This is a genomic window from Spirillospora sp. NPDC000708 (genome assembly GCF_040299565.1).
GTDB lineage: Bacteria > Actinomycetota > Actinomycetes > Streptosporangiales > Streptosporangiaceae > Spirillospora.
Map to the genome: position 1 here is coordinate 91,032 of NZ_JBEPCJ010000005.1, position 12,384 is coordinate 103,415.

The 12,384-nt window shown below is 70.3% G+C and carries 10 protein-coding genes; 9 read left to right on the forward strand and 1 reads right to left on the reverse strand.

What is annotated here, in order from left to right; all coding sequences use genetic code 11:
- The first annotated feature begins 1,079 nt into the window (after nucleotides 1-1,079).
- The gene (locus ABT299_RS05925; RefSeq protein WP_500249938.1) at nucleotides 1,080-2,969 is read left to right on the forward strand and encodes a hypothetical protein; all 1,890 of its coding nucleotides are present in this window, start codon (nucleotides 1,080-1,082) and stop codon (nucleotides 2,967-2,969) included.
- A 426-nt stretch (nucleotides 2,970-3,395) separates the two neighbouring features.
- Nucleotides 3,396-3,695, forward strand: a complete 300-nt coding sequence (locus tag ABT299_RS05930; RefSeq protein ID WP_500249939.1) for a hypothetical protein — start codon at nucleotides 3,396-3,398, stop codon at nucleotides 3,693-3,695.
- 212 nt (nucleotides 3,696-3,907) lie between these two features.
- Here ABT299_RS05930 and ABT299_RS05935 read toward each other — a convergent pair whose 3' ends face one another.
- The gene (locus ABT299_RS05935; protein ID WP_500250037.1) at nucleotides 3,908-4,147 is read right to left on the reverse strand and encodes an ADP-ribosylglycohydrolase family protein; all 240 of its coding nucleotides are present in this window, start codon (nucleotides 4,145-4,147) and stop codon (nucleotides 3,908-3,910) included.
- A 219-nt stretch (nucleotides 4,148-4,366) separates the two neighbouring features.
- Here ABT299_RS05935 and ABT299_RS05940 point away from each other — a divergent pair, with 219 nt between their 5' ends.
- The 7 genes from ABT299_RS05940 to ABT299_RS05970 all read left to right on the forward strand — a co-directional run bounded on the left by ABT299_RS05940 (nucleotide 4,367) and on the right by ABT299_RS05970 (nucleotide 12,267).
- Entirely contained in the window at nucleotides 4,367-4,732 is a 366-nt protein-coding gene (locus tag ABT299_RS05940) for an ArsR/SmtB family transcription factor (RefSeq protein WP_194736622.1), read from the forward strand.
- A 217-nt stretch (nucleotides 4,733-4,949) separates the two neighbouring features.
- Nucleotides 4,950-5,435, forward strand: a complete 486-nt coding sequence (locus ABT299_RS05945; protein WP_500249940.1) for an NADH-quinone oxidoreductase subunit B family protein — start codon at nucleotides 4,950-4,952, stop codon at nucleotides 5,433-5,435.
- 398 nt (nucleotides 5,436-5,833) lie between these two features.
- A complete protein-coding gene (locus ABT299_RS05950) occupies nucleotides 5,834-7,573 on the forward strand; it encodes a proton-conducting transporter transmembrane domain-containing protein (protein ID WP_500249941.1) in 1,740 nt (579 codons plus the stop codon).
- Nucleotides 7,570-8,526, forward strand: a complete 957-nt coding sequence (locus ABT299_RS05955) for a respiratory chain complex I subunit 1 family protein (protein ID WP_500249942.1) — start codon at nucleotides 7,570-7,572, stop codon at nucleotides 8,524-8,526. Before ABT299_RS05950 ends, ABT299_RS05955 begins: the two co-directional genes overlap by 4 nt.
- Entirely contained in the window at nucleotides 8,523-9,206 is a 684-nt protein-coding gene (locus ABT299_RS05960) for a hypothetical protein (RefSeq protein ID WP_500249943.1), read from the forward strand. Before ABT299_RS05955 ends, ABT299_RS05960 begins: the two co-directional genes overlap by 4 nt.
- Nucleotides 9,206-10,678 (forward strand): proton-conducting transporter transmembrane domain-containing protein, encoded by a 1,473-nt coding sequence (locus tag ABT299_RS05965; RefSeq protein ID WP_500249944.1) that lies wholly within the window; start codon nucleotides 9,206-9,208, stop codon nucleotides 10,676-10,678. Before ABT299_RS05960 ends, ABT299_RS05965 begins: the two co-directional genes overlap by 1 nt.
- Entirely contained in the window at nucleotides 10,675-12,267 is a 1,593-nt protein-coding gene (locus ABT299_RS05970) for a hydrogenase large subunit (protein WP_500249945.1), read from the forward strand. Before ABT299_RS05965 ends, ABT299_RS05970 begins: the two co-directional genes overlap by 4 nt.
- Nucleotides 12,268-12,384 lie beyond the last annotated feature (117 nt).

The window sequence follows — 12,384 nt, forward strand, 5'->3', positions numbered from 1 at the left end:
CCGCGAGAAAGACGGATGGGGCCTGCCGACTCGGCCAGCGGCGAGCCACCGCCGCGCCCAGTGGCCCAAGGAGAGCCAATGTCGATTTGGACAGAGAAATCCCCGGTTGTGATCCGGGCCGAGCTGGCCGCGCCGTTCCACGACGGGTGGAACAAGATGACCGGCGTCACCGTGGACGGCAACATATCGACACCGCCGAGTACTTCTTCCGGTACGACAACCCCATCTGGGCTCGTGTATGACCGGAACGGGTGCAGCTCGTTTTCAGGGAATGGCTGAGCCGGGTCGGTGCCGTCTGGACCGGGGCGACGAAAACGCGATCGGCGCGGCGCGGCAGGCGATGATAGGGCAGGAGCACACGGTGGCCGACAGCGTGCGCTCCTGCTGGTATCGATACCCGCGAAGCACCGACGAGAGTCGGCAACCGAACGGCGAAACTGCGCCTCTGTGCGGGTGAGAGAGTCTCTGAGAACGAGCTGCACCCTCCGCGCATAGCGCGCCACGGCTGCTGCTGTGGGCGTGTAAGGGCGCTCTACGGGCTCGTGGGCGAATTGCGGAAGGCGCTCTGTTCTGAGGCGGAGGTCGCCGACGTTCCCGCGATGGTCTGCGGTGAACCTCTCGTCGCGCTGGCCGAGGCCGTGCGTACCGGGGTCCTCAGTCCGGCGGGGCGGTTGATCCATGCGACTTGGCTCGATGGGCGGACGTTGCGGGAGTACGCAGCCGAGCCGGGGGTGTCAGCGGAGCGGTCGTACAAGCAGCGGCGGATGGCGGAAACCGCGTTGGCCCGGGCGATCGACGAAGGTCACATCTGGACCAATTCCGACGATCGGGTTCCAGTCCAGGGGGATGAGACGCCTCACCGAAGCATTCCAGCCTCGATCCGCCGGGGAACGGTTCCTCGGCGGTAGCCCCGGCCTCAAAGATCCCGGCCACGCCGTCCTTCTTCGGGAGCGACCGGGAACCCGGACGCGGCGGAGGGCGTTCTACTCTGAGAAAGGAATCTATCCGCAGAGAGCGCCCTCCGCCGCGTTTGACACCATCGTTCCACCCGTACACGGCATCGAGCCAAGGGGGCACGGATGCACGAATTCGGCATGGACTCCTCCAGCGATTCCTTCTCGGCACCGAGTTTCTCGGACCCTTCACCGGTCTCCTCGGCCGAAACCTTCAGCCAATCGCCCGCATCCTCATCCGAGACGTTCTCGGCGAGCCCTCCGACCGGGTTCGATACCTGCGCGCAGGACATGAGCGGTGGTGGCGCCGCTGCGCAGGGCACCGAGAGCTCGAGTTGGTTCGGCTCGTTGCTGAGCCAGGTCGCATCCTCCTTCGGCAGCGGGGAGGCGTGCGCCGCCGAAAGAGCTGCGGCGTCGACCGCCACCTCCTTCGACGCGGCGGACCCGCCTCCGGCGGCCGGGCCGGCCGTCGATGCTGCACCAAGTGGCGTGTCCGGGCCGGCAGCGGATCCTCCTTCCATGCGATCGGCGGGTGAGGCCGTCTCCACCGGCGGCGAGAGCTCCGACGGGACCGAGCGGGCAGAAACCCCACCCAGGTCCCGGACACGGCAGTTCTTCGCCGACCTCCAGCAGAAGGGCCTCGAGCAGACCCTGGTGGACCGCTACCGGGACTCGCACCTCAAGGCACGTATCGAGGATTACATGGAGAAAGGCGAGAAAGCCTGGGCGAAGCTGGACCTCAAAGGCGGTGAAGGGGCGGGCCGGAACGGCGAGTTGGCGACTCCCTACGGCGGTTCCGACTATGAGGTGGCCGTCGATTCTGATCTCGAACCCGTCATCGTCTTCGACGACGACACGATCACGGTGCGTCCGGCCAAGAAGCCGCCGAAACCCGCCCCGTCCCATGAGCACGACCACAAATCCTCCGGCGCGCACGTGACGTCCCCGCCAGAGCCACGGGCTCACGCACACCCCTCGGAAGCGCCGCCTCGGACACCATCCCCGGAGGGCCACGACCAGGCGCAAGCCTACTCCGCACCGGACGGCCCCACCGAAGAGAACCTCCGGCACGCGCTCAACCGCGCGGCAATGAAAGAAGGGCTTCTCCCTGCCCTGTCGCCGGACTTCAAGATGACGGAGTTCGAGCAGAAGATCGAGGGCAACGCCTTCTTCCACAAGATCTTCGACGCGCAGACCGGCGACATCATCGGCTACCGGTACGACTCGAATGGGTTCTGGCAGGTCCTCGACCGGCAGGGGCACGTGCTCCGTGCAGGAGAGAAGATGCTCGAGCAACCGCTCGTGGATCCGATCGACTTCGTCGATCCCGAGGCGTTCGCGGAGAAGGCCGCCGAACGCGCCGCCACCGAACGGATCCGGCGGGCTCTCTCTCCCGAGCACGTCGCCGTGGTGGAACACGCCATGGCAGGAGATCTGCGGAAAAGCATCGGCGCCGGCGGGGAGGCCAGCGCCGCTGCGATCCTGCGTTCTGAGGGCCGGACAGTGATCGACCTGAACAGGATCAAGCCGAACCACGTGCTCCTCGACCTGTCTACGGGGCACTCCTTCATCTCGGTCAAGACGCGCGGGATCTACGAGGAAAGGCTCTCTCCCGGCACCCTCAACGCCTACGGGCGCGACCTCATCGCCCTGCTGGAAAGACCCGAACCGGGTATCGCCCCCAACCCTGCGCAGAAGGCCGCCGAGGTCCTGTGGTCCAACCGGGAGCGCCTGGCCGAGGCGGGCGCGTGGCCTCGCGGCCTGCGCCCGGACGCCTCCCCCGAGGAGATCACCGCCTTCATCAACAAAGAGGGCAGGCTCCTGGTGCCCGAGGACCAGGTCGCCGTACTGCGCGAGCACATCAGAGCCCGCGCCCTCACCTCACCCACGATCTTCGAACTCGAGCCCGGTCCCGACCTGGAGCGCCGCGTGGACCACCTGCTCTCCCGAATCGAGTCGTCGGGAATGACCACGGCGGAGTACCGCTCGCTCAACGACCGCGCCCACCGCCACTGAGCCCTGTTGACGATCGTGCCCTCACGGGCCAGCGAGAAATGCGCCCCCTTGACCTCCGGCGCCCGTCCCTCAGACCGGCGGACACGGTGGCCGACAACGTGCGCTCCTGCTGGTATCGATCCCTGCGCAGCACCGGCGAAAGCCAGCAACCGAACCGCAGAACCGCGCGTCTATACAGGTGAGAGAGTTCCTGAGAACGAACTGCACCCACTGGAAGAGCGTCCGCACCGACCTGCTGGAGTCCCGCGAGACCGGAGCAGGCCCTGGACTACATCCGCCGGCACGGCCGCCTCACCACCGACCCGGCGGAGGTGCTGACGACGGCGTACGCGGTGCACTCCTGGCTGTTCCGCCCTGAGCACCTGGCGGACCCGTCGCTGCAGCGCATGGGCGTCAGCACCGCCCACCTGCGCGGCCGGGGTCGAGATGGGCACGATGATGGCGCTCAACCGCGTCGAGATGTCCGGCGAGATCACCAACGTCGGCCCCGCCTGGATGTTCGGCGAAGCCGCCAAGGTCGTCTTCGGTCTCACCACCGCCGAGGCCGAGATGATCGACGAGCTGTACCGCGGCTCGTGGTTCAACGAGCCGCGCAGGGTCGAGCAGGTCAAGGCGCACGTCGCCCTGGGCGGGCGGCTGGTCCACGGCTGCCGGTCCGGCGTCGAGGTCGACATGGCCGGCGGATGCGTCGCGCCGTTCGGCTTCGACCGCTTCCGATCGATCTAGCACGCCGCGGCCTGCACAAATCGTGCCGCGCGACATCCAGCAGCCAGCGTCGGAACGGCGGGTGCATCGCGGCGGAGATCAAGCCGGCCGCGTCGAACCCGATCATGCCATGAGCACCGCGTCACGCACCGAGCTCTCTCAGGTCCTGACGATCGCCGAGGTCGGCCACCGAGATCGGCTGTCACTCGACCACCGTCCGCAGCAGGACCCGATCAGGTCATAAGGCGATGTGCGAGGTCGAGGAGTTCCAGTGGCCGCAAGACACCGTCTCCGTAGCCAGGCGAGCGGACGTGGAGCGGGTCGGTCCAGCCGTTCGGGATCGCGTCGAGACCGTAGCAGGTGCCGACGCGGGCGCCGATGCCCGCCGCGACGGTGCCGGTGTCGCCGCCGCGGTCGGTCGCCGCCCGCGCCGCTGCGTCGTCCCGCCTCTCGTGATTGCCAATCTCAGCAATTGCCTATGTAGTCAGCTCGATGATGCCCTGTAGACTGCGCGGTCGTTCAGGCTCACTTCCGTTGAGGCTCGCGCGTCAAGACGTACGTTGGCGCTTGGGCGGGCGGATGTCTGAGGATCGGCCTTGATGGCGGGAAGGAACTGCTGAGCGCTGGCGGCGGGCCGGTGAGCATGCCGGACCGGGGCACCTGGCGCCGCCGTCTTGGAGCGGTGAAGGGAGATGGGCAGTGTGAGCGCGCCGCTTTACCAGTTGAAAGCAGAGTTCTTCAAGACGCTGGGGCACCCGGCCCGGATCCGGGTGCTGGAACTGCTCAGCGAGCGTGACCACGCGGTGTCGGAGATGCTTCCCGAGGTGGGGATCGAGCCGGCGCACCTGTCTCAGCAGCTGGCGGTGCTGCGGCGGGCCGGTCTGGTGGTGTCGCGCAAGGAAGGGTCGACGGTGATCTATTCGTTGACCAGCCCGCGTGTGGCGGAGTTGCTGGCGGTCGCCCGGGCGATCCTGACCGGGGTGCTGTCGGGGCAAGCGGAGCTCTTGGACGATCTGCGGGCGGCCGGTGTCGGCTCCGAGGGATCCGAGCAGGCCTAGGGTCTCCGTGTGACACCGAGGGGGCTCCGGTAGGACGAGCCGCAATCGCCTCGCTGAGCCCTCCTCGGCTTCAAAGCGGCATCTCGCAGAGCTAGTGGCGCCGCCGCTCCCGACCCACGGAGCAGCTTGCTGCGCAGTTGCCAACATTGGCAATTGCGCAAGGCTGTAGTCTTCCTGATGGTCGGCCCCCTTTCGGGCTCTCATACAGAGGAAGTTCGTGAAAGATCTGCTGCGCAAGATCCTCAAGACCGGCCGGGTGGCCGAGGATCGGCCCGACCGCCCTGAGGCGGCCTTGTCGGCCGGAACCCGTGCTCTGGGCGGTTCGGTGCAGGTCCGGCATGTTGATGCGGGGTCGTGCAACGGGTGCGAGGTGGAGATCGCCTCGGCGTTCGGGCCGGTGTATGACGCGGAGCGGTACGGGGCCCGGCAGGTGGCCTCGCCGCGGCATGCCGATGCGCTGATGGTGACCGGGCCGGTGACCCGCAACATGGAGGTGGCGTTGCGCCGCACCTATGAGGCCGTGCCGGAGCCGAAGATCGTGGTGGCGGTCGGTGATTGTGCCCGCAACTGCGGGGTGTTCGCCGAGGCGTACGGGGTGGCCGGCGCGGTGGGGGACGTGGTTCCGGTGGATGTCGAGGTGCGTGGTTGCCCCCCGGAGCCGGAGGCGATCGTGGCGGCGCTTCGGGGACTCACCGGCCGATGAGCCTGACGGGTGCCGCGTTCGGTGTGGCGATGGGGTCCAGTGCGCTCGCCGCTGGGGCAGGGACGGTGCTGCCGCGGCGAGCCCGCCGCATCACCGTTGGTGTGGGAACGGGCGCCGCCGGTGCGGCCGCGATGGTGGCGGGGGCGGCGGCGATGGCGGGCCACTCCTGGGGTATATGGCTCCCCGATGTGCTGCCCCTGGCGGGGGTGCGGTTGGCGGTCGATCCGCTGAGCGGGGTGTTCCTGACGGTCACGGGCGCGGTCGCGGTGTGCGCGGCGGTGTACGGCGTCGGGTACACCCGCCCCCACCCTGCTGGTCATGAAGCTGCTGGTCATGAAGCTGCTGGTCATGAAGCTGCTGGTCATGAAGCTGCTGGCCACGGCTCGGGTGGTCTCGGGGTGGACGGCCGGGTCGCTCAGGTGATGGTGCCGCTGTTCGTGGCGGCGATGCTGCTGGTGCCCGCTGCGGCGAGCGTGAGCACGTTCCTGGTGGCGTGGGAGCTGATGGCGCTGGCCTCGCTGCTGCTGGTGGCGGCCGAGCATCGGCGGCGGGCGGCGGTGGCCGAGGCCGGGCTGTGGTACGCGGTGATGACGCATCTGGGCTTGGTGGTCACCCTCGCGGGACTGGCGGCGTTCGCGGCCGAGGCGCACGGCGAGACGTTCGCCGCCATGCGGGCGGCCTCCGCCGGCCTGTCACCGGCGGTTCGCGGGGCGGTGTTCGTGGCGACCTTCGCCGGGTTCGCCTCCAAGGCGGGCATCGTGCCGTTGCACGTATGGCTGCCGCGCGCTCACCCGGAGGCGCCGAGCCATGTGTCGGCGTTGATGAGCGCGGCGATGGTGAATCTGGGCGTGTACGGGATCGTGCGGGTCGGGTTGGACCTGCTAGGCGGCGGACCGGCCTGGTGGTGGCTGCTGGTGTTGGCGGCGGGCGCGGTCTCGGCGCTGTACGGCATCTTGCAGGCGGCGGTGGCCACCGATATCAAGCGTCTGCTGGCGTACTCGACCTGCGAGAACATGGGGTTGGTGCTGATCGGTGTCGGCGCCTGCGGGTTCTTGGGGTCCTCGGGCGCGGGTGCGCTGGCTGCGCTGGCATTGACCGCCGCGCTGCTGCATGTGGTCAACCATGCGGGGTTCAAGACGTTGCTGTTCTTGGCGGCGGGATCGGTGCTGCACGCCACCGGGACCCGCGATTTGGACGCGCTCGGCGGGTTGCGGTCGCCGATGCCGGCGACGACGGCGCTGTTCGGGGTGGGGGCGTTGATGGCGTCGGCGCTGCCGCCGGGCAACGGGTTCGTCTCCGAATGGCTGCTGTTGCAGAGCCTGATTCACGCCCTGCCGTCGGGAGGGACCCTCGCCGCGGTCACGATGCCGGTGGCGGTGGCGGTGGTGGCGTTGTCGGCGGGGCTGGCGATCGCGACGTTCGTCAAGGCTTTCGGGGTGGGTTTTCTGGCCCGTCCGCGCACGCCTGCGGCCGGACGCGCTCACGAGAGTCCGCCGTCGATGGTGACGGGCATGGTGGTGGCCGCGGTCTGCTGTACCGGGCTGGCGCTGGTCCCGGGCCCGGTGGCCGGCGGGCTGTCGCGTGCCGTGGCGGTGGCGGTGCCAGGGCACAAGGCGGGGTACAAGGCGGTGACCGGTCCGGTGGCGGATGCGGGGACGCTGCATGTGGCGGGGTTGCCGAGCACGATGTCCCCGCTGCTGATCGTCGGCGCGTTGCTGGTGGCGGTGGTCGCGCTGACCGCCGTGCTGCGCGGCGCCGCCTCGCGGCGTTCCGAACGTCTCGCGCGGAGGCGGGCGCGGCTGTGGGATTGCGGGGCGGGGCCGATGTCGGCGCGGACGGAGTACACCGCGACCTCGTTCGCCGAGCCGTTGCAGCGGGTGTTCGACGACGTGCTGGCCCCCGAGACCGATGTGGACGTCACACCGGTGGCCGAGTCGGCGTATCTGGTGGACAGCGTGACCTACCGGGCGCGGGTGGGCGACCGGGTCGAGCACCGGCTGTACCGGCCGGTGCTGGCCGCGGTGGCGTGGGCGGGACGGGCGGCCCGGCCGCTGGCCAACGGCAGTGTCCACCGCTACGTCGGGTACGGCTTCTCCGCCTTCACCGGCGTGCTGATCGCTTTGGCGGTGCTGCGATGAGCGTGACGGTCGCCGGTTCGGTCGGCGCGGCCGCGCAAGTGGTGCTGGTGGGGGCCGGGGCGCCGCTGCTGGTGGGGCTGATGCGGCAGATTCGGGCCCGTTCGGAGGGACGCGCCGGGGCCGGTGTGCTGCAGCCGTGGCGGGATCTGCGCAAGCTGATGCACAAGCAGCCGATCACGCCGGATGGGACGGGCCTGGTGTTCCGGGTGGCGCCGCTGCTGCTGGCCGGGACGGCGCTGGTGATCGCCGCGGTGATCCCGATCGCCACGACGGCGTCGCCGCTGGACGGCGCCGCGGACCTGTTCGCGGTGACGGCGCTGCTGGCGCTGGGCACGGTGGCGCTCGCGCTGGCCGGGCTCGACACCGGTACCGCCTTCGGTGGGATGGGCGCCAGCCGCGAGATGACGGTGATGGCGCTGGTGGAACCCACCATCCTGGTGTCGGTGTTCGCGCTGTCGGTGCGGGTCGGCTCCACCAACCTGGGCGCGATCGTCACCTCCACGCTGCACGAACCGCAGCGGGTGATCTCGCCCGTGAGCCTGCTCGCCGCGATTGCGCTGGCGGTGGTGACCATCGCCGAGACCGGACGGATCCCGGTCGACAATCCCGCCACGCATCTGGAGCTGACGATGATCCACGAGGCGATGGTGCTGGAGTACGCGGGCCCGGACCTGGCGATGGTGGAGTGGGCGTCGGCGGCGCGGCTGACGCTCCTGCTCGGCCTGGTCGCGAACCTGTTCGTGCCCTGGGGCATCGCCGGAGCGTCGATGGTGATGCTGCCGCTCGCGGTGGCGGCCTACGCGGCGAAGGTCGCGGTACTGGGCGGCGTGCTGGCCGCCGGTGAGGTGTTCATGGCCAAGCTGCGCATGTTCCGGGTGCCCGAACTGCTGGCCGGCTCCTTCGTCCTGGCCCTGCTGGCCGTCGCCGCTTCCTTCTTCCTGGCGGGCACGTGAACCACACGCTGTATGTGCAGCTTCTGGACCTGGCGTGCGGCGCGTTCCTGCTCGCGGGCGTGCTGGTGCTGTGGCGACGCGACCTCGCCGCGATCGTGCGGCTGTTCGCCGTTCAGGGCGCCGCGCTGAGCGCGCTGGTCGCCGTCCTCGGCGTCCACAAGGGCGACACCGAAGTGATCGGCCTTGCGGTGGGGATCGGGCTGCTGCGCGCGGTGCTGCTGCCCTGGCTGCTGCGGCGTGCTCTGGCTGCGAGCAGTGGCGCGGCCGGTCCTGCGGGGGGTGCGAACCGGGAGAGTAAGCCGCTGGTGAATGTGGCTACCTCTCTGGTGGTCGCGGCGCTGCTGGCGCTGGTGGCCTACGCGGTGACCCGTCCGGTGGTGGCGCTGGATCCCTCACCGGCGGCGCACGCGGTCCCGGTCGCGTTGACCGTGGTGCTGATCGGGTTCTTCGCCCTGGTGACCAGGCGGCGGGCGCTGTCCCAGGTGGTGGGGTTCCTGCTGGTCGACAACGGCATCACCGCGGTGGCGTTCCTGACCACCTCGGGGGTGCCGCTGATCGTGGAGGGCGGCGTCTCTCTGGACGTGCTGCTGGCGGTGCTGGTGCTGCAGGTGCTGACGGCCCGGATCCGGGCCGCGTTCGGCGATACCGATCTGGACGACTTGCGGGAGTTGCGGGACTGATGACCGTGATGTTGATCGTCCCGATCGGGGCACCGATCGTTGCCGCAGGCGCCTACGCGGCGCTGGGATGGCGGCGCGCCACGGCCTGGCTGGGCGCCGTCGCCACGGCCCTCCTGCTGGCGTCTGGGATCGTGCTCGCCGCCTGGGGTGCCGGCCGTCCGCGTACCGGCCTGGGCGGGCTACTGCGGGCGGACGCGTTGAGCGCGTTCATGCTGATCGTCATCGGCGCGGTAGCGCTGCTGGCCATGCTCGCCAGCCCCGGATACCTGGCCGCCGAAAAGGCCGCCGGACATGCCACCGGCCGCGACATGCGCCGCTACGGCGTCCTCACCCAGGCGTTCGTCGCGGCGATGGCGCTGGGCGTGCTGGCCGCGAGTCTCGGCGTGCTGTGGGTCGCGGTCGAGGCCACCACGATCTTGACGGCGTTCCTGGTCGGGCACCGCCGCACCCGCAACGCCACCGAGGCCGCCTGGAAATACGTGGTGATCTGCTCCACCGGTATCGCGCTGGCGTTCCTGGGCATCGCGCTGCTGCACTTCGCCGCCCAGCATGCTCAGGTGCCCTCCTCCGGATCGCTGGACTTCACCCAGCTCACCGCGCACGCCCGGCAACTGGATCCCGGCGTCACGCGGATCGCCGTCGCGCTGCTGGTGCTGGGATTCGGCGCCAAGGCGGGCTTGGCCCCGCTGCACGCCTGGCTGCCCGACGCGCACAGCCAGGCGCCCGCACCGGTCTCCGCGCTGATGTCGGGAGTGCTGCTGTCGGTGGCCTTCTACGCCGTGCTGCGGGTGAAGGTGATCGCCGACCTCGCGCTCGGCGCCGGGTTCGTCCGGGTGCTGCTGCTGATCATCGCGCTTGCCTCGCTCATGTTGGCCGCGGCGCTGCTGCTCGCCCAACGCGACTACAAGCGGATGCTCGCCTACTCCAGCATGGAGCACATGGCCCTGCTGGCTCTCGGCGCCGCGATCGGGTCGCGACTCGCCGTCGCCGCGGTGCTGCTGCACGTCCTCGGGCACGGGCTGGCCAAGTCCGTGGCGTTCCTGGCGTCGGGTCAGATCCAGCAGGCCGTCGGCGGCAGCCGGATCGACGCCGCCCGCGGACTGGCCACCCGCGCCCCCCTGGTGGCCGGCGGGTTCGGCGCGGCCGTTGTGGCACTGCTCGGCTTCCCGCCGTTCAGCCTGTTCGCCAGCGAGATCGGCATCTTCCGCGCCGGCTTCAACGCAGGACTCGGCTGGGCCGTCGCTGCCGCCCTGGCGTTGCTGCTGCTCATCACCGCGTCCCTGGCCGCCCGGACCGGCCGGATGCTGCTCGGCGCCCCCAAGTCCGGCCCCGGCGCCGCCACCGTCCCCTTCCGCCCGGCCGCAGCGGCTCTCGTTGTGGGGCTGGTGGCCTGCGCCGCGGTCGGCATCACCGTCTGGCCGCTGCATTCTCTGCTGGACCACGCGGCCGCGATCCTGGAAGCACACCGATGACCTCGCCTGACGACAACCCGCCCGACCCGCACCCCGGCCAGGCCCGCGGCCGGACCGAGGGTCCACCGGTCGATCCGTCGACGCATCAGCCCGAACGGGTGAGAGCCGACGTCGACGCCCGCGTACTGCCCGGCCGCGCCGCCGCACTGCTGGGCGACGGGTTCCGGCTGGCCCTGACCGCGGCTCACCAGGACCCCGACACCCTGCGCGTGGTCTACCTGTTCACCAAGGCGAGACACGGCCAGAACGAGCCCGAGCGCCGTACCGAACTGCACGTGCGGCTCGACCCGGCCGACCCGGTGCTGCCGAGCCTGGCCCGCCTCAGCTTCCCCGCCGGCCGGTTCGAACGCGAAATGCACGATCTGTACGGAATCGTCCCGCAAAACCACCCGCTCCCGCGCCGCCTGGTCCGCCACCACCACTGGCCCCGCGGCTGGTACCCGATGCGCGACGACGCCGGCGCGCCGCCCCCGTTCGGCGACCCGGAGGGCCCCTACCCGTTCGTCCAGGTCGAAGGACCCGGGGTCTATGAGATCCCGGTCGGGCCCGTGCACGCCGGAATGATCGAACCCGGCCACTTCCGGTTCTCGGTCGTCGGCGAGACCATCCTCAAACTGAAGGCCCGCCTGTGGTACGTCCACAAAGGCCTGGAGAAGCTGTTCCACGGAAAATCCCCCGCGGCCGCCCTGCCGATCGCCGAACGCGTCAGCGGCGACACCACCGTCGGCCACACCCTGGCCTTCTGCCTGGCCGTCGAAGACGCCCTCGGCCTGCAAGTCTCCCCGGACGCGCAGCGCATGCGGGCGACCCTGCTGGAACTCGAACGGCTCTACAACCACGTCACCGACCTGGGCGCCCTGTGCAACGACGTCGGCCACTCCGTCCTCAACGCCCAGTTCGGCCGCGTCCGCGAGCAACTCCTGCGCCTCAACGCCCTGACCACCGGACACCGGCTGCTGCGCGGCGGGATCGTCCTGGGCGGCGCCATCGTGCGCGTCATCCCCGACCCGCAGGCGCTGCGAGCGCTCGAGGCCGACATCACCGAACTCGTCGACCTGGCACTCGGCCACACCGTCGTCGCCGACCGCTTCACCGGCACCGCCCCGCTCACCGCCCAAGCCGCCCGCGACCTGGGCGCCCTCGGTTACATCGCGCGCGCCAGCGGCATCGACACCGACGCCCGCCGCGACCACCCCATGACCGACCTGCAGCCGGCGCTGACCGTCCCCACCGCCGCCACCGGCGACGTCCTGGCCCGCTTCCAGATCCGCACTCGCGAGATCACCACCTCGATCGCCGTCATCAACGACCTCACCTACGGCATGTCCCCAGGCGCGGCGTCCTCCTGGCCGCCGCTCACCCCGCGAACCGAGCCGGCATCCGGCGTCGGCATCGTCGAAGGATGGCGCGGCACCATCGTCCACCGCGTCGAGCTCGCCCCCGGCGGCACCCTCACCCGCACCAAGATCGTCGACCCCTCGTTCTTCAACTGGCCCGCCCTGCCGGTCGCGCTGACCGGCGCGATCGTCCCCGACTTCCCGCTGGTCAACAAGAGCTTCAACCTCTCGTACGCCGGCAATGACCTGTGAACGTAGGCAACACGGGCTGCGGGGGCAGGTCGGCTTTGGCATGTTGGGTACGGACGAATGCTGCATCCGTCCTCCGGCCGCCCGATCGGGACGGGAGGTCGCCTCCGGTGCTCCGGA

Bases quoted from the DNA above. Each gene is read 5' to 3' on its own strand.
- ABT299_RS05930 (WP_500249939.1), top strand. From the start codon at position 3,396: ATGGGCACGATGATGGCGCTCAACCGCGTCGAGATGTCCGGCGAGATC.
- ABT299_RS05970 (WP_500249945.1), top strand. From the start codon at position 10,675: ATGACCTCGCCTGACGACAACCCGCCCGACCCGCACCCCGGCCAGGCC.
- ABT299_RS05925 (WP_500249938.1), top strand. From the start codon at position 1,080: ATGCACGAATTCGGCATGGACTCCTCCAGCGATTCCTTCTCGGCACCG.
- ABT299_RS05955 (WP_500249942.1), top strand. From the start codon at position 7,570: ATGAGCGTGACGGTCGCCGGTTCGGTCGGCGCGGCCGCGCAAGTGGTG.
- ABT299_RS05965 (WP_500249944.1), top strand. From the start codon at position 9,206: ATGACCGTGATGTTGATCGTCCCGATCGGGGCACCGATCGTTGCCGCA.
- ABT299_RS05940 (WP_194736622.1), top strand. From the start codon at position 4,367: ATGGGCAGTGTGAGCGCGCCGCTTTACCAGTTGAAAGCAGAGTTCTTC.